Genomic DNA, 17,292 nt, shown 5'->3' on the forward strand with positions numbered 1-17,292 from the left:
TTCAACAAATGATGCTTAATTGGCGGAAGGAGTTTTACAGATGGGAAGAGGATTACACGTAGCAGTTGTCGGAGCGACGGGAGCCGTAGGACAGCAAATGCTGAAAACACTGGAAGACAGAAACTTTGAAATCGAAACACTCACACTACTATCCTCAAAGCGTTCTGCTGGTACGAAAGTAACGTTTAAAGGCGAAGAATATACAGTGCAGGAAGCTGTTCCTGAAAGCTTCGAAGGCGTTCATATCGCGTTATTCAGCGCCGGCGGAAGCGTATCACAAAGCTTGGCGCCTGAGGCTGTAAAACGGGGAGCCATCGTGATTGACAATACCAGCGCATTCCGGATGGACGAAAATACACCGCTCGTGGTGCCTGAGGTGAACGAAGGTGATCTGCACAAACATAACGGCATTATCGCCAACCCTAACTGTTCAACGATTCAGATGGTGGCTGCGCTTGAACCGATCCGCAAAGCGTACGGTTTGAAAAAAGTCATTGTATCTACTTACCAAGCTGTGTCCGGGGCCGGCAATGAAGCGGCGAAGGAATTGTACAGCCAGACAAAGGCGATTTTAAACAATGAACCCGCAGAACCGTCCATTATGCCGGTTAAAGGCGACAAAAAGCATTATCAAATCGCATTTAACGCCATTCCGCAAATTGATAAATTCCAAGATAACGGCTATACGTTTGAGGAAATGAAAATGATTAATGAAACGAAAAAAATCATGCATATGCCGAATCTGGAAGTGGCTGCGACATGTGTCAGACTGCCGATTGAAACAGGGCACTCAGAATCTGTTTACATTGAGCTGGACCGTGATGACGCAACCGTTGAAGATATGAAACAGCTTTTAAAAGAAGCTCCGGGTGTCACGCTTCAGGATGATCCGGCGGAGCAGCTTTACCCGATGCCTGCTGATTGCGTCGGCAAACGCGATGTATTTGTAGGAAGAATCCGTAAAGATTTGGACAGAGCAAACGGTTTTCATTTGTGGGTTGTTTCTGATAACCTGTTAAAAGGCGCCGCTTGGAACTCAGTCCAAATCGCGGAGAGCCTGCAAAAACTGAACCTCGTATAAAACAAACGTATTTTCTATAGGCGAACAGAAGAGAGTAAGGCTCTGCCTGCTCTCTTCTGTTACGTCAGACTAATTTGGAGTGAAAATAGTGAAGATCATTGTTCAAAAATTCGGCGGAACATCCGTAAAAGATGACAAAGGCCGCAAGCTTGCGCTAGCACACATTAAAGATGCCATCAGTGAAGGTTATAAAGTTGTTGTTGTCGTATCGGCGATGGGAAGAAAAGGAGACCCGTACGCGACAGATTCTTTAATCGGGCTCCTTTACGGCAGCCAGTCCGACATTTCTCCGAGAGAGCAGGATATGCTTCTGTCTTGCGGAGAAACGATTTCGTCCGTTGTTTTTTCCAGCATGCTGAAGGAAAACGGCATAAAAGCCGCAGCTTTAACAGGAGCCCAGGCCGGCTTTTTAACCAATGCCCAGCATACTGACGCCAAAATTATAGAAATGAAAACAGAGCGGCTTTTCGCTGCACTTGCCAGCCATGACGCTGTCGTTGTCGCGGGATTTCAGGGAGCGACTGAAAAAGGCGACACGACGACGATCGGCAGAGGAGGAAGCGATACTTCAGCAGCGGCGCTCGGCGCGGCGGTAGATGCTGAGTTTATCGACATTTTTACGGACGTGGAAGGCGTTATGACAGCCGATCCGAGAATCGTGGAAAATGCTAAGCCGCTTCCGAACGTCACATATACGGAAATCTGCAACCTTGCCTATCAAGGCGCGAAAGTCATTCATCCGCGCGCGGTGGAAATCGCCATGCAGGCAAAGGTGCCGATCCGCGTGCGCTCCACTTATTCAAAAGACAAAGGCACTTTGGTGACGTCCCATCATTCGTCTAACATCGGCAGCGATGTATTCGAACGGCTGATCACGGGGATCGCCCATGTGAAAGATGTGACGCAATTTAAGGTTCCCGCCAAAATGGGGCAATACAACGTTCAGACTGAAGTCTTTAAAGCAATGGCAAATGCCGGAATCAGCGTAGATTTCTTTAACATTACGCCGAGTGAAATCGTATATACCGTAGCCGGCAGTAAAACGGAAGCCGCGCGCAGCATTTTGGCTGAATTAGGATATGAGCCGACAGTGACGGAGAGCTGTGCGAAAGTGTCAGCGGTCGGCGCCGGGATAATGGGTGTTCCGGGTGTCACGTCAAAAATCGTCTCCGCACTTTCTGATAAAGGCATTCCGATTCTGCAATCTGCCGACAGCCATACGACGATCTGGGTGCTCGTTCATGAAAAAGATATGGTAACGGCCGTAAATGCGCTGCATGAAGTGTTTGAACTTTCAAAGTAAATGTGATTGAATCATGATGAGGTGAAAAAAATGAATGTCGGAAATATATCTACAGCGATGATTACCCCCTTTGACAGTAAAGGGAATGTAGACTTTCAAAAACTGTCTACATTAATCGACTATTTGTTGAAAAACGGCACGGATTCTTTAGTCGTCGCAGGCACGACCGGCGAATCTCCGACACTTTCAACGGAAGAAAAAATTGCACTCTTTGAATTTACAGTCAAAGAAGTGAACGGACGCGTGCCTGTTATTGCGGGTACGGGAAGCAACAATACGAAAGACTCCATTAAACTGACAAAAAAAGCTGAAGAAGCCGGCGTCGATTGCGTTATGCTTGTCACGCCGTATTATAATAAGCCTTCCCAAGAGGGGATGTACCGTCATTTTAAAGCCATAGCTGAAGAAACGTCTCTTCCTGTGATGCTTTACAACGTGCCGGGCAGAACGGTCGCTTCGCTTGCGCCGGAAACGGCCATCAGACTTGCGGAGATTCCGAATATCTCTGCGATTAAAGAAGCGAGCGGCGATCTTGATGCCATTACGAAAATCATTGCCGAAACACCGGAAGATTTTTACGTCTATTCAGGTGATGACGGGTTAACGCTTCCTATTCTCGCAGTCGGCGGAAGAGGAGTCGTGTCAGTGGCCAGCCATATCGTAGGTTCTGACATGCAGCAGATGATTAAAAACTATACGAACGGGCAGACGGCAACCGCGGCACTGATTCATCAGAAGCTTCTGCCGATCATGAAGGAGCTCTTTAAAGCGCCTAATCCGGCTCCGGTCAAAACGGCGTTACAGCTGAAAGGCCTTGATGTCGGATCTGTGCGTCTTCCTCTTATCCCGCTGAATGAAGATGAACGTCTGAGCCTGAGCAGCGTCATCAGCGAACTGTAAGAAAAAATTTATACAGTTAAAATACGCGGTCATTCTCATTTTTATCGTGAGTTTGACCGTTTTGTATACATATTGGTTTTCCCTAAACCTTCCGCTTCTTCTTGTTTTCTAAAATTGATATCAGTTATAATAGGAACAAGTGATGATGGACGGGTATGAGACTAGGAGGATACAGATTTTGAAAAAGAAAAATACAGAAAACGTCAGAATTATCGCCCTTGGCGGCGTCGGAGAAATTGGGAAGAACCTATATGTCATTGAAATTGACTCAGACATATTTGTAGTGGATGCAGGGCTGATGCACCCTGAAAATGAAATGCTCGGTATTGATGTCGTCATTCCGGATATTTCCTACTTAGTAGAACGAGCTGACCGCGTGAAGGCCATCTTTCTGACACACGGGCACGATGAAAACATCGGGGGCGTCTTTTATTTATTGAACAAGCTGTCGGTGCCGGTATACGGAACGAAGCTTACGCTTGCATTACTGAGAGAAAAACTCAAGCAGTACGGGCATAATCGAAAAGCTGATTTGCGTGAAGTTCACTCTAAATCAGTCATTACATTTGAATCAACGAAAGTATCGTTCTTTAAAACGATTCACAGTATTCCGGATTCAGTGGGAGTCAGCTTCAAAACATCACTTGGCTCTATTGTATGCACGGGAGACTTTAAATTTGACCAGACGCCTGCTTATCACCAATCATGTGACATTGGCGAAATTGCCAAAATCGGAAACAGCGGCGTGCTCGCCCTGCTTTCTGACAGCGCCAATGCGGAGCGCCCGGGGTATACTCCGTCAGAAGCATATGTAAGCGGTGAAATTTCCGATGCGATGAACAATTCAGAAAACCGTGTCATCATTGCTGTATTCGCGTCTAATATCAACCGGATCCAGCAAGTGATACAGGCTGCCGTCCAGAACGGCCGCAAACTTGCAATCGCCGGAAAAAATCTGCAAAACGTGCTTCAGCTTGGGCGCAAGCTCGGCTATATTGAAGCCGAAGATGAAATGTTTATTCCTGTGCAGGATGTGAAAAAATATCCGAAGCGGGAAGTGGCAATTGTTACAGCCGGAAGCCATGGTGAGCCGCTAGCCGCTCTTACGCGGATGGCCAAGCAGGCGCACAAGCAGCTTAACATTGAAGAAGGAGACACCGTTGTCATTGCATCAACACCGATTCCGGGGCATGAATTGATATATTCCAAAACCGTCAACCTGCTTGCCCGCGCCGGCGCTCAAGTCATTTTCGCCCAAAAGCGCGTGCATGTGTCCGGTCACGGTTCGCAGGAAGAATTGAAACTCATGCTTAATTTGCTGAAACCGAAATATTTAATTCCGGTTAACGGTGAATTCAGAATGCAAAAAGCGCATTCCAAAATCGCAGAAGAGATCGGCATGAAACGCAGCGACATTTTCTTGATTGAAAAAGGTGACGTCGTTGAATTCCGCGGCCAGAATGTGAAAATCGGGGATAAAGTCACGTACGGAAACGTTCTGATTGACGGCCTCGGAGTCGGCGACATCGGCAACATCGTGCTGAGAGACCGCCGCTTATTGTCACAAGACGGCATTCTCATCGTCGTGATTTCACTCGATAAGCAGAAAAAGAACCTCGTATCAGGTCCTGAGATCATTACGCGCGGTTTCGTGTATGTCAGAGAATCAGAAGGTCTAATTGTACAAGCTACTGAGCTCGTCCGCTCTATCGTGACTGAAGCGACGGAAACATCTGCCGTAGAATGGTCCACGCTGAAACAAGCAATGCGTGATGCGCTGAATCAATTCCTTTATGAAAAAACAAAACGCAAGCCGATGATCATTCCGATCATTATGGAAGTATAATGTATACAAAGCCGGAGCGCATGATGCTCCGGCTTTGTTTTTGTTCATGTCCCGGATGGAAATCATCATCTTTGTTCATAATACAAAGAGACATTCGGAAAGGGTGAAAGATAAAATGGATCATCGTATGGAAAACACCGAAGAACAGCAGCCCGAAAAATCAGATGCGAAAGACAGCATTATGAGCAAAATTCAGCAGCTGGGAGAGACATCTCTGCCGCAAATGTCCCAAGATAGCAATATTCACTGCCTGACGATCATCGGCCAAATTGAGGGGCACGTCCAGCTCCCGCCGCAAAATAAAACAACCAAATATGAACACGTCATTCCGCAAATCGTCGCCATTGAGCAAAATCCGAAAATCGAAGGACTTCTGATCATCTTAAACACCGTCGGAGGCGATGTGGAAGCGGGGCTTGCGATTGCGGAAATGCTCGCATCCTTATCAAAACCGACCGTCTCAATCGTACTCGGCGGGGGACACTCGATAGGTGTGCCGATCGCCGTGTCATGTGATCATAGTTTTATCGCGGAAACAGCGACTATGACCATTCACCCCGTTCGGCTTACAGGTCTGGTTATCGGGGTTCCGCAAACATTTGAATACTTGGACAAAATGCAGGAGCGGGTCGTCAATTTTGTGACCCATCATTCAAATATTTCCGAAGAAAAATTCAAAGAGCTGATGTTTTCAAAAGGAAACTTAACCAGGGACATCGGGACGAACGTAGTCGGGAAAGATGCGGCTGATTACGGATTAATTGATGCCGTGGGCGGCGTCGGACAGGCGATAAAAAAGCTGAATCAGCTGATTGAGGAACGAAAGGGCGAGGAAGGAAGGATGATTCAATGATCCTTTATACCGTCATGCCCCAAGAAGTCGTTTACGGTCAGGATATAGAGCAAAGCGTGCATGAACAGGTAGATTACGCCGGCGTGCCGCTGCTAGTTGAGATGAAGGGAAATGAAGCTGAAGTCGTACAGATTTTAAGTACGAACCCGATGGATTTCTTGAATCCGGACATCGCTCCTGGACAAAAAATCAAGCTGAAAATCTAACCGGCATTCAGTCCGTTTCTCGGGGGCAAAATATGCTATAATAGGGGAATCCTACAGAAAAATGCAGCCGGCAAAAGGCTGCTTTTCTTCATGATGTATGATTTTACATTTTTTAACGCAGTAAGGTGATGAGTGTGGCAAAGAAAAAACGGAAATCTAAAAAGAAACAAGAGAGTAAGCTCAATCTAAAATACGAACTAAGCGGACTGCTCTGTGTTGCAATCTCAATTATTGCTGTTTTGCAGCTCGGCGTTGTGGGACAGACATTTGTGTACTTGTTCCGTTTTTTTGCCGGAGAGTGGTTTATTTTATGCTTAATTGCGCTCTTCCTTCTCGGAATTTCGCTGTTTTGGAAAAAGAAGAGTCCAAGCCTTTTAACGAGAAGAAAGGCAGGGCTGTACTGTATTATCGCCAGTATATTGCTGCTGTCTCACGTGCAGCTCTTTAAAAATCTGTCTCATCACGGGTCGATTCGGTCGGCAAGTGTCATCGGCAACACGTGGGAGCTGTTTATGATTGACATGAAACAGCAGGCTGCTTCCCCTGATTTGGGCGGCGGCATGATCGGCGCGGTACTGTTTGCAGCTTCCCACTTTTTATTTGCATCAACGGGTTCACAGATCATGGCGATCGTGCTGATCTTAATGGGGCTGATTCTTGTAACGGGCCGTTCACTGCAGGAAACGCTCAAAAAGTGGACGAGCCCCGTCGGCCGGTTTATCCGCGGTCAATGGCAGGCATTTCTTGAGGATATGAAGACGGTCAGAACGAATATGTCTTCGCCGAAAACAAAAACAAAATCGGGCAAAAAACAAAAACGGGTTCAAAAGAAAAAAGAAGAGCCTGAACCGGAGGAAGAGGATGAGGAAATCATTTCGCCGATCATCCATTCAGAGCCGATTATTTCAAGCTTTTCAGACCGTCAGGAAGAGCCCGCCGAACCGCTGATTCCGGAAAAAACGCAGGAGGCTGCACAAGCGGTAAAAGATGAGCCTTCCGGCGGCGCTCAAGACAGTGGCGAAACGGCTGCGGCTCCGCCGATGACGTTTACAGAGCTTGAAAATAAAGATTATCAAATGCCTTCATTGGACATACTGGCTGACCCGAAACATACCGGCCAGCAGACCGATAAGAAAAACATTTACGAGAATGCAAGAAAACTCGAACGGACTTTTCAAAGCTTTGGCGTAAAGGCGAAAGTGACGCAGGTTCATCTCGGTCCGGCGGTCACAAAATATGAGGTGTATCCGGACGTCGGGGTCAAAGTCAGTAAAATCGTGAATCTGAGCGATGACCTCGCGCTCGCGCTTGCCGCGAAGGATATCCGGATCGAAGCGCCGATTCCGGGTAAATCGGCAATCGGCATCGAGGTGCCCAATGCTGAAGTTGCGATGGTTTCGTTAAAAGAAGTGCTTGAATCCAAGCTCAATGACAAGCCGGACGCGAAGCTTCTGATCGGCTTGGGACGAAATATTTCCGGGGAAGCCGTGCTTGCCGAACTGAACAAAATGCCCCACCTGCTCGTAGCGGGGGCAACGGGAAGCGGAAAAAGCGTCTGTGTCAACGGTATTATTACGAGCATTCTGATGAGGGCCAAACCGCATGAAGTGAAGATGATGATGATTGACCCGAAAATGGTTGAGCTGAATGTGTATAACGGCATTCCTCATCTGCTTGCGCCGGTCGTGACAGATCCGAAAAAGGCCTCGCAGGCTTTGAAAAAGGTCGTCAATGAGATGGAGCGCCGCTATGAGCTGTTCTCCCATACGGGTACGAGAAATATAGAAGGCTATAACGATCATATTAAGCGGTCAAATGCCGAAGAAGAAGTCAAGCAGCCTGAGCTGCCGTACATCGTCGTCATCGTTGACGAGCTTGCCGATCTGATGATGGTCGCTTCTTCCGACGTGGAAGATTCAATTACGAGACTTTCACAGATGGCGCGGGCGGCGGGAATTCATTTGATTATCGCGACACAGCGGCCTTCAGTCGACGTTATTACCGGTGTTATTAAAGCCAACATCCCGTCAAGAATCGCCTTCAGTGTCTCATCTCAGACCGATTCACGGACAATTTTAGACATGGGCGGCGCTGAAAAGCTTCTGGGGCGCGGAGACATGCTGTTTCTGCCTGTAGGCGCAAATAAGCCGGTGCGTGTGCAAGGGGCATTCTTATCCGATGAAGAGGTTGAGCATGTCGTTGATCATGTCATTACGCAGCAAAAAGCGCAGTATCAAGAAGAGATGATTCCGGAAGAAGTTTCGGAAACACACAGTGAAGTAACGGATGATCTCTATGACGAAGCGGTCGATTTGATTATCGGCATGCAGACGGCATCAGTCTCCATGCTTCAAAGGCGGTTCAGAATCGGATATACGAGAGCTGCCCGTCTGATTGACGCAATGGAGGAACGGGGCGTCGTCGGGCCGTATGAAGGAAGCAAACCGAGGGAAGTACTATTATCTAAGGAACAATATGATGAGCTCTCTTCTTAAAAAGGAGAGAGTTTTCACTGAAAATGATATCACCAAAATCATTCCTATTTATTTTTTTATCAAAACATGATATAGTTGTCCCAATTGTTCAATAATTTATGAAAGTGGTTTACGGAGGGGAAACATGTCTACAAAAGCTGACAATCGTCACTTGTATCTAAAAGTGATTGAGCGAATCAAAGAGGATATACAAAACGGAATTTACACCGAAAAGGAAAAGCTTCCTTCTGAATTTGAGCTTTCAAAATCAATGGGTGTCAGCCGGGCAACTCTGCGTGAAGCTTTGCGTATCCTTGAAGAGGAGCATGTGATTATCAGAAGGCACGGTGTGGGCACTTTCGTCCATACAAAACCGCTGTTTCTTTCAGGTATTGAACAGCTCAACAGCGTGACGAAAACGATTCAGCAGGCGAACATGGTGCCGGGTACGATTTTTTTGTCGTCTCAGGTCATCACGCCGTCTGATGAAGATATCGCTAGATTCCGGCTTGAGCCTGAGCAGGAGCTTTTTTATTTGGAACGCGTGAGAACGGCAAGCGGCACTCCGGTCGTTTACTGTTTAGATACGATTCCGATGCACATTCTGCCGAATTCTTTCTGTCATGAACAGGAGTCTATTTTTGATCTTTTGGAAAAAAACTCCGGATCTGTGATCAGCTATGCCGTTGCTGATATCGAACCGATCGGATATCACGATACGATTTCACCGGTTTTGGAATGCGAGCCGGAGACGGCGCTTTTATTGCTGAAGCAAACCCACTATAATCAGAATGATGAACCTGTGCTGTATTCATTAAATTATTTCCGGGCTGATAAGTTCAGTTTTCATGTTGTAAGAAAACGTTTTTAAGACAGACGCGTCATGTGTCTGTTTTTTTATTTGCCGTTTCAGTACATACTTTGTTTTCTGCAAGGCACAATAAAACAGGAAACAACCAAGTATAGTGAATGGGTGAATAAGTTGAGTAAGAAGAAAAATGGAACGAAAAATATCATTGCTCTGGCTTCTGTACCGCTCGTGATGACACTCGGGAATTCCATGCTGATTCCTGTGCTTCCGATGATTGAAAAGAAGCTGTCCATATCGTCTTTTCAAGTATCGTTAATTATAACGGTCTATTCGATTGTGGCGATTATTTGTATTCCGATTGCCGGATATCTGTCCGATAAATTCGGAAGAAAAAAGGTTCTTCTGCCTTGTCTTCTCATAGCCGGTGCGGGCGGAGCGCTTGCCGCGATAGCTTCCACCGCGTTCAAGCATCCTTATCCCATTATCTTGGCGGGGCGGGTGCTGCAGGGAATCGGTTCGGCAGGAGCGGCTCCTGTAGTGATGCCGTTTATCGGTGATTTATTCAAAGGGGATGATGAGCGGATTACCGCGGGGCTCGGCGATATTGAGACGTCTAACACTGCCGGGAAAGTAATAAGCCCGATTCTCGGTTCGCTCTTGGCTGCATGGTTTTGGTTTATGCCATTTTGGTTCATTCCGTTTTTTTCGCTCATCAGTTTTTTTCTCGTATTGTTTTTGGTGGCAAAGCCGGAGGAACAAAAAGAAGCGCCTTCTATTTCCGAATTTGTGAAAAATGTCGGCCGCATATTTAAGCGTGACGGACGCTGGCTCTTTACGGTTTTTATCATCGGCTGCGTGATTATGTTTTTGCTGTTCGGGGTTCTTTTTTATTTATCAGACTCACTGGAGAAGAAATACGGCATTGACGGTGTGGCTAAAGGAGCGCTTTTGGCAATCCCGCTTTTATTTCTATCCGTCAGTTCATATATAGCAGGCAGGAAAATCGGAAAAGACCAAGGCAAAATGAAATTTTGCATCGTTTTCGGAATGAGTGCCGTGACACTGTCGTTTATCGGCCTATGGTGGAATCACAGTTTTTATTTATTATTTATCTTTTTGTGTGTCAGCGGTATCGGTATCGGAATGGCATTGCCGGCTTTAGACGCTGTCATCACAGAAGGCGTAGACAACGAGGAATCGGGAACCATCACCTCATTTTATAACAGCATGCGGTTTATCGGAGTAGCGGCGGGACCGCCGATCTTTGCTGCCCTGATGTCAAATGCGGGCTGGCTGATTTTTATTTTATCCGCTTTTTGCGGCATTGTGTCTGTATTTTTAGCGCTGTTAAATATCTCATCACAAGCAAAAGAAAAAAAGGAATCATTAAAGACGGTGTAATCTGCACTGTCTTTTTTTATTTTATTTTGAAGATTGACATGATACCGTCAAGTCGTTATCCTTTTTAATAGTTAAACATATTAACTATCGGAAGGAGGGGGAAAAGGTGCATGAAGAAAAAGTAAAGCAGCTGATTCAGCGTTATTCCGATGTATACCTGCACGTCTTAAAAAAAATTGACAGCATTATCGCTGAAAAAGTGAACAAAGAACTGACATTGGATCAATATTACATCCTCCGCTATATTATGCTCAATCCCGATTGCAAATCAATTGAACTGGCCGCGGTGTGCCACGTCAATAAAAGCGCCATTACATCTATGACGAACCGCCTGTATGAAAAAGGCTACATCAATAGAGAACGCAGCCAAAGCGACCGCCGGAGCATACTTTTAAATGTCACGGAAAAGGGGACGGAAGTATTTCATCGTGTTGAGCGGCGGATTGAGGAACTCGTCCGTTCATATATTATGTATTTTGATGAAGACGAGGCGGAGATGTTCGTGAATACATATGAAAAATTATATCGATTGATGATGACTGAGGAGGATCAGCAGACATAATGAAAAACATTATCCGAGCCCGCTGGATCATCGCCGCGGTGTGGGTCGCCGCAACGGTGATATTTATGCTTACAGCGCCTGATATGGCTGAATTGACACGGGAGAAAGGGCAGATTTCCGTACCGGACGGATATTCCTCTTCTTACGCCCATGAATTGCTTGATGAAATGTCTGATTCAGATGCACCGTCTTCTTCTTCCGTCATCGTATTTCACGAAAAAGGCTTAATGACAGACAAAAAAGATCGTCTGGAAGAAGCCGTCAGCACTTTGTCTGAACATAAAAAAGCGCTTCAGATAAAAACGGTGACTTCATACTTCGGGGAGAAAAATGACGACATTAAAAAACAGCTGCTGTCAAAAGACAGACAAACGATGCTCGTTCAGCTGCAGCTTGATACATCCAAAAACGATATCATCGAAATAAAAAATAAAATTGATAAAGAGCTGAAACCGTACGGCGTATCATACGGCATTACAGGCCAATCGCTGATCGACGAAGATGTGTTAAAAAGCTCACAGGACGGCTTGAAAAAGACTGAATATATAACGGTCGCTTTTATCCTGATCGTGCTGATCCTTGTATTTCGGTCAGTGGTCGCTCCGTTCGTGCCGCTTTTATCAGTATTGATATCTTATTTAGTCAGCCAGTCGATTGTCGCATTTTTAGTCGATCAGCTGAATTTTCCGCTCTCAACTTTTACTCAGATTTTTATGGTTGCGATTATGTTCGGGATCGGCACAGACTACTGCATTCTGCTTCTCAGCAGATTTAAAGAAGAACTGTCGCATGGCGCTGATATAAGAGAAGCGATCGTCGTGACTTACAAAACGGCCGGAAAGACGGTTTTGTACAGCGGCGGTGCGGTGCTGATCGGATTTGCCTGCATCGGATTTGCGACATTTAAGCTGTATCAGTCGGCAGCGGCCGTTGCGGTCGGTGTCGCGGTGCTGCTGCTTGCGCTCATGACGATCGTGCCGTTTTTTATGGCTGTTTTAGGAAAAAGCCTGTTTTGGCCTGTTAAGGGCGATATTTCCCATCCTCAAAGCAAAGCATGGGAAACGTCAGGGCGGTTTTCATTTAAAAGGCCGCTCATCAGTCTTGCAATCGTTGCGGTATTCACCGTCCCGCCTATCCTTCTTTACAAAGGGTCGCTGTCTTACAACAGTCTTGACGAAATCGGGGATAAATATGAATCCGTCCGCGCGTTTCATACGATTTCAGACGCATTCGGCCCGGGAGAACTTCTTCCGGCCACAGTCGTCATCAAAAATGATGAGACATTAAATACCGAAAAACACCTGATTGATATCGAAAAAATCAGCAGAGAACTTGAAAAAACAGAGGGTGTAAAAACGGTCAGAAGCGCCACGCGCCCCGCTGGAAACGGATTGAATCAATTATTTGTCACAAATCAGGCAAAGCAGCTTCAAGAAGGGCTTGATAAAGGCAATACAGGACTTGAAAAAATCACGGGCGGATTAGGGCATGCCGCAAAGTCGTTAGCTGATTCACAGCCGCAGATCGAAGAGTCGGGCAAAAGCGTCAATCAGCTTATTGACGGAACATTGTCTCTGAAATCCGGGCTTTCTGATATAGGAGAAAACCTGAATAAACTGCAGGCTGGCGTGAACGAGAATAAAGCCGGCGTCGCCCAGATGAGAAAGCGGATTGAAGAGCAAAAACAAATGCTGACTTCACAGCTCAAACAAAACAGCGGTCTCGCTTCAAAAACGCAAAACGCTTTAAAATTGGTAAAAACCGTCCTGCCGATGAAAGATGAAGCCAGCAGACAGCTTGCCGATTTGAACAAGCAGCTTGCCCGGCTGCCGTTTGCAAAATTGGAAGCGTCAATACCGTCAGTCAAAACCGATCCCTCTTACCAAGAAATCAAATCGGCCTTTACGGGTGTACAGTCAGCCGTTTCCGAGGCAAACGCGGATGCAGAAGCTTTTTCTAAACAGGTCGACAGTCAAAAGGCTCATCTGCAGCAAGCGGAAAAACAATTTGCCCGACTGGCAGCCGCTCAGAAGAAGATTGACACTCAAATTAACGCAATGATCAACGGTCTGACCAGTATTGAAAACGGTCTGCAGCAAGTGTCAGACGGACAGGGAGCTCTCGCAGGACAAATGCCGCGCCTTGAATCGGCGGCAGGACAGCTCGCGGAGGGCCAGAAAAAAATGAAGAGCGGTCTCGGTGATTTTTCTTCCCGGCTCAGCGAACTTTCTTCCGGCCTTAACGACAGTGTAAAAGGGCTTAAGAAAGTATCAAGCGGCATGATGGGGGCGAATGATTACCTGGGTGAGCTTCACAAGGCGTCAGACAAAGAAATGACAGGCTGGTTTGTGCCGAAAGACGCGTTGACAAACAGTGATTTCACAAGCGTGTTTAATACGTACATGTCAGATGACAGAAAAACGACAGAATTGACCGTCGTTCTTGATAACAATCCTTACTCAAATACGGCCATTCAAGATATTCAAGCGATCAAAGCGAGCGTAAAAAGGGCCATTCCGAACACGGATCTGAAGAATGCTTCCTTCGGCGTTTCGGGAGTCTCCAGCATGAATGCCGATCTGAAGGAAGTATCGGATTCAGACTTCAAACGGACGGCCATGTTTATGCTGGCGGGAATTTTTCTGATTCTCATCGTGATGCTGCGCTCCCTCATTATGCCTGTTTATTTAGTGGCGTCGCTCGTACTGACGTATTTCGCATCCATCGGCGTGACGGAATACATCTTTACACACTTCTTCGGGTATCCGGGCGTAAACTGGGCCGTGCCGTTCTTCGGCTTTGTCATTTTGATGGCTCTAGGCGTGGATTATTCCATCTTTTTAATGGACCGCTTTAATGAGCTTAAAAAAGAAGGAACGGAACCCGCAATGATCAGCAGTATGAAAAATATGGGTTCCGTCATCATTTCTGCAGCCATTATTTTAGCGGGAACCTTTGCGGCCATGCTGCCGTCAGGCGTTCTTTCCTTATTACAGATTGCAACCGTGGTATTAACAGGCCTTCTCATGTACGCAATTGTCGTCCTTCCGTTTTTTGTACCGGTCATGGTGAAAATATTCGGAAGAGCCAACTGGTGGCCTTTCAATTTGAAAAAATAACGCTCAATGCCTCTGCCTGTTTTCGGGCAGAGGTTTTTTGTTTCCTTATAAATCCTCCAGTTGATATAATTACATCTGCGCACTCTTTTTTGCGAATGCTGAAATTTGGTCATAATACATACTATGAAAGAATGAACGAAGGAGGTTTCACATGACTTACGTAAATGAAATGAAGTCAAAGCACGGCGGGATCACCGCCCACATCGTAAAGACCGAGAAATTTAAAACCGTTTCGCTGACGTTTAAAATGCTGGCTCCTTTAACGAAAGAGCTCGTAACAAAAAGGGCGCTGTTTCCGCATGTGCTTCTGCGCGGAACAGAAAGCCGCCCGAAAACCGCTGATCTGCGGTCTTATTTTGATGAACTGTACGGCACATCCGTTTCAGCTGATCTGACAAAAAAGGGAGAACGTCATGTCATTACGTTCAGACTTGAGATTCCTAATGAAAAGTATCTGAAGGACCGCACACCGTTATTGGAAAAAGGCCTTCAGCTTTTATCAGAGCTTGTCTTTTCGCCCGCTTTGGAAAACGGCGCCTTCCTGCCCCTTTATGTCACGCAGGAAAAACGGACGCTGAAACAGCGGATTCAAGCCGTATATGATGATAAGATGAGATATTCTAATCTGCGTCTCGTTCAGGAAATGTGCAAAAGCGAACCGTATGCCCTTCACGTCAACGGCGAGTTCGATGATGTTGAACACATTACACCGCAAGATTTGTATGAAGCCTATCAAAAAGCCATACGCGAAGATCAGCTGGACCTGTACGTCATCGGCGATGTTGATACTGATCAGGTGAAAACGGCCGTTGATACGTATTTTAAAACGGAAGAACGGGAGCTGCAGCCTTTTGAAAGAAGCGCGGCGAATGAACAGCCCGATCCGAAGGAAGTCATTGATGAAGAGGACGTCAAGCAGGGCAAGCTGAATATCGGATTCCGGACCAATACGACATATACAGATCCGGATTATCCGGCATTGCAGGTGTTTAACGGGCTGTTCGGGGGTTTCTCTCATTCAAAGCTGTTTATAAATGTCCGTGAAAAAGCGAGCCTCGCCTATTATGCAGCCTCAAGGGTGGAAAGCTTCAAAGGGCTTTTGATGGTCATGTCGGGCATTGAGGTGAAAAATTACAAGCAGGCCGTCACCATCATTGAAGAACAGTTTCAGGCTATGCAAAACGGTGACTTTTCAGAAGATGATATCGCCCAAACGAAAGCCGTTATTAAAAATCAAGTATTAGAAACCATTGATACGGCATACGGCTTAGCGGAATTTCTGTATCAGCAGGCCTCAGCCCAAGTAGAGATACCGATCGAAAAATTCCTTGACAATATCGAGAAAGTGACAAAAGAGGACATTATCAATGTCGGAAAGAACATTAAGCTGGATACGACTTATTTCTTAAAAGGGACGGGGGGAGCATCTTGACTAAACCGATAAACTTCGAACAGCTTCAGGAAACGCTGTATCATGAAAAAATGGCAAACGGCCTTGATGTCTATGTGCTGCCGAAACAGGGCTTTAATAAAACATACGCTGTGTTTACGACAAAGTACGGTTCCATTGACAATCAATTCGTTCCTTTAAATAAGGAAGAAATGGTACACGTTCCTGACGGAATCGCGCATTTTCTGGAGCATAAACTGTTTGAAAAGGCGGACGGCGACGTGTTTCAGGACTTCAGTAAGCAGGGGGCGTCGGCAAATGCCTTTACATCATTTACACGAACCGCTTATCTGTTCTCCAGCACTTCTAATGTGGAGAAAAACCTGGAAACACTCGTGGATTTTGTTCAGGACCCGTATTTCACGGAAAAATCAGTTGAGAAAGAAAAAGGCATCATCGGCCAGGAAATCAATATGTATGATGATAATCCGGATTGGCGGCTGTTTTTCGGCCTTATCGAAAATATGTATAAAGACCACCCCGTGAAAATTGACATTGCCGGAACGGTGGAGAGCATCTCACATATTACGAAAGATCTGCTGTATGAGTGCTACGAAACGTTTTATCACCCGAGCAATATGCTGCTCTTTATCGTCGGTCCCGCAGATCCTGAAGCGGTCATCAGCCAGGTGCGGGAAAACCAGGAGAAAAAGCCGTTTACAGACCAGCCTGAAATCAAACGTGAAGAAGTTCAGGAGCAGGAAGCGGTTTTCCGCCGGGAGCAGGAATTAAAAATGAACGTGCAAGGCTCAAAATGTCTTGTCGGTTTAAAGGCGAAAGACCCTTATAAAACGGGGCAGGAGCTGTTGAAGCATGAGCTCAGCATGAACCTCATGCTTGAATGTCTCTTCGGAAAAAGCTCACCGCATTACGGTGACTTGTACGACAAAGGCTACATTGATGAAACTTTCAGCTTTGATTACACGGCTGAATACGGATTCGGTTTTGCCTCTGTCGGAGGAGATACACCGGAGCCGGATAAGCTCGCTGACGAATTAAAACACATGCTGCTTGATGCAGAATCAGCCGTGACTGCGGAAAAACTTGATCTTGCGAGAAAAAAGAAGATCGGGTCATTCTTAAAAGCGCTCAATTCGCCTGAATATATCGCCAACCAATTCACACGCTACGCCTTTTTAGATATGAGTCTGTTTGATGTCGTAACCGTACTGGAGCAGATTACGCTGGAAGACGTAAAGCGGGTCATTAAAGAAGAAATATCAGAAGACAGGCTGACAGTCTGCAAAGTCGTGCCAAAATCATAACAAAAACATCCCTCACGCCCT

General features: G+C 46.2%; 13 protein-coding genes. All 13 read left to right on the plus strand.

Features of this window, described 5'->3' with window-relative positions; all coding sequences use genetic code 11:
- Positions 1-40: 40 nt before the first annotated feature.
- The 13 genes from asd to NYE42_RS08550 all read left to right on the plus strand — a co-directional run bounded on the left by asd (position 41) and on the right by NYE42_RS08550 (position 17,271).
- Complete coding sequence (gene asd, locus NYE42_RS08490; protein WP_012117572.1) at positions 41-1,081, plus strand: aspartate-semialdehyde dehydrogenase; 1,041 nt, start codon at positions 41-43, stop codon at positions 1,079-1,081.
- An 88-nt stretch (positions 1,082-1,169) separates the two neighbouring features.
- The gene (gene dapG, locus NYE42_RS08495) at positions 1,170-2,384 is read left to right on the plus strand and encodes an aspartate kinase (protein ID WP_003154168.1); all 1,215 of its coding nucleotides are present in this window, start codon (positions 1,170-1,172) and stop codon (positions 2,382-2,384) included.
- 30 nt (positions 2,385-2,414) lie between these two features.
- A complete protein-coding gene (dapA, locus tag NYE42_RS08500; protein WP_003154166.1) occupies positions 2,415-3,284 on the plus strand; it encodes a 4-hydroxy-tetrahydrodipicolinate synthase in 870 nt (289 codons plus the stop codon).
- Positions 3,285-3,462: 178 nt separating this feature from the next.
- A complete protein-coding gene (rnjB, locus tag NYE42_RS08505) occupies positions 3,463-5,130 on the plus strand; it encodes a ribonuclease J2 (protein ID WP_007409811.1) in 1,668 nt (555 codons plus the stop codon).
- Positions 5,131-5,245: 115 nt separating this feature from the next.
- On the plus strand, positions 5,246-5,983 hold the full coding sequence (locus NYE42_RS08510; RefSeq protein WP_040238970.1) for a ClpP family protease: 738 nt from the start codon (positions 5,246-5,248) through the stop codon (positions 5,981-5,983).
- On the plus strand, positions 5,980-6,189 hold the full coding sequence (locus NYE42_RS08515; protein WP_003154161.1) for a YlzJ-like family protein: 210 nt from the start codon (positions 5,980-5,982) through the stop codon (positions 6,187-6,189). Before NYE42_RS08510 ends, NYE42_RS08515 begins: the two co-directional genes overlap by 4 nt.
- Before the next feature lie 134 nt (positions 6,190-6,323).
- Positions 6,324-8,684 (plus strand): DNA translocase FtsK, encoded by a 2,361-nt coding sequence (locus NYE42_RS08520; RefSeq protein ID WP_029973456.1) that lies wholly within the window; start codon positions 6,324-6,326, stop codon positions 8,682-8,684.
- Between the two features lie 124 nt (positions 8,685-8,808).
- The gene (locus NYE42_RS08525) at positions 8,809-9,534 is read left to right on the plus strand and encodes a GntR family transcriptional regulator (RefSeq protein ID WP_007409813.1); all 726 of its coding nucleotides are present in this window, start codon (positions 8,809-8,811) and stop codon (positions 9,532-9,534) included.
- Positions 9,535-9,645: 111 nt separating this feature from the next.
- Positions 9,646-10,875, plus strand: coding sequence for an MFS transporter (locus NYE42_RS08530; RefSeq protein ID WP_007409814.1), 1,230 nt, complete (start codon positions 9,646-9,648; stop codon positions 10,873-10,875).
- A gap of 106 nt (positions 10,876-10,981) precedes the next feature.
- On the plus strand, positions 10,982-11,437 hold the full coding sequence (locus NYE42_RS08535; RefSeq protein WP_003154157.1) for a MarR family transcriptional regulator: 456 nt from the start codon (positions 10,982-10,984) through the stop codon (positions 11,435-11,437).
- Complete coding sequence (locus NYE42_RS08540) at positions 11,437-14,556, plus strand: MMPL family transporter (RefSeq protein WP_352426894.1); 3,120 nt, start codon at positions 11,437-11,439, stop codon at positions 14,554-14,556. The genes NYE42_RS08535 and NYE42_RS08540 overlap by 1 nt, the downstream gene beginning before the upstream one ends.
- 151 nt (positions 14,557-14,707) lie before the next feature.
- Positions 14,708-15,988: a pitrilysin family protein gene (locus NYE42_RS08545; RefSeq protein WP_015417495.1), complete on the plus strand. Its 1,281-nt coding sequence runs from the start codon at positions 14,708-14,710 to the stop codon at positions 15,986-15,988.
- Positions 15,985-17,271 (plus strand): pitrilysin family protein, encoded by a 1,287-nt coding sequence (locus tag NYE42_RS08550; RefSeq protein ID WP_144664691.1) that lies wholly within the window; start codon positions 15,985-15,987, stop codon positions 17,269-17,271. Before NYE42_RS08545 ends, NYE42_RS08550 begins: the two co-directional genes overlap by 4 nt.
- The last annotated feature ends 21 nt before the right edge of the window (positions 17,272-17,292 follow it).

The organism is Bacillus sp. FSL K6-2865, from assembly GCF_040311405.1.
Taxonomy (GTDB): Bacteria; Bacillota; Bacilli; order Bacillales; family Bacillaceae; genus Bacillus; species Bacillus velezensis.

Excerpts from the sequence above, each read along its gene's own strand:
- asd (WP_012117572.1), top strand. The coding sequence starts at position 41 with ATGGGAAGAGGATTACACGTAGCAGTTGTCGGAGCGACGGGAGCCGTA.
- dapA (WP_003154166.1), top strand. The coding sequence starts at position 2,415 with ATGAATGTCGGAAATATATCTACAGCGATGATTACCCCCTTTGACAGT.
- NYE42_RS08510 (WP_040238970.1), top strand. The coding sequence starts at position 5,246 with ATGGATCATCGTATGGAAAACACCGAAGAACAGCAGCCCGAAAAATCA.
- NYE42_RS08515 (WP_003154161.1), top strand. The coding sequence starts at position 5,980 with ATGATCCTTTATACCGTCATGCCCCAAGAAGTCGTTTACGGTCAGGAT.
- NYE42_RS08525 (WP_007409813.1), top strand. The coding sequence starts at position 8,809 with ATGTCTACAAAAGCTGACAATCGTCACTTGTATCTAAAAGTGATTGAG.
- NYE42_RS08540 (WP_352426894.1), top strand. The coding sequence starts at position 11,437 with ATGAAAAACATTATCCGAGCCCGCTGGATCATCGCCGCGGTGTGGGTC.
- NYE42_RS08545 (WP_015417495.1), top strand. The coding sequence starts at position 14,708 with ATGACTTACGTAAATGAAATGAAGTCAAAGCACGGCGGGATCACCGCC.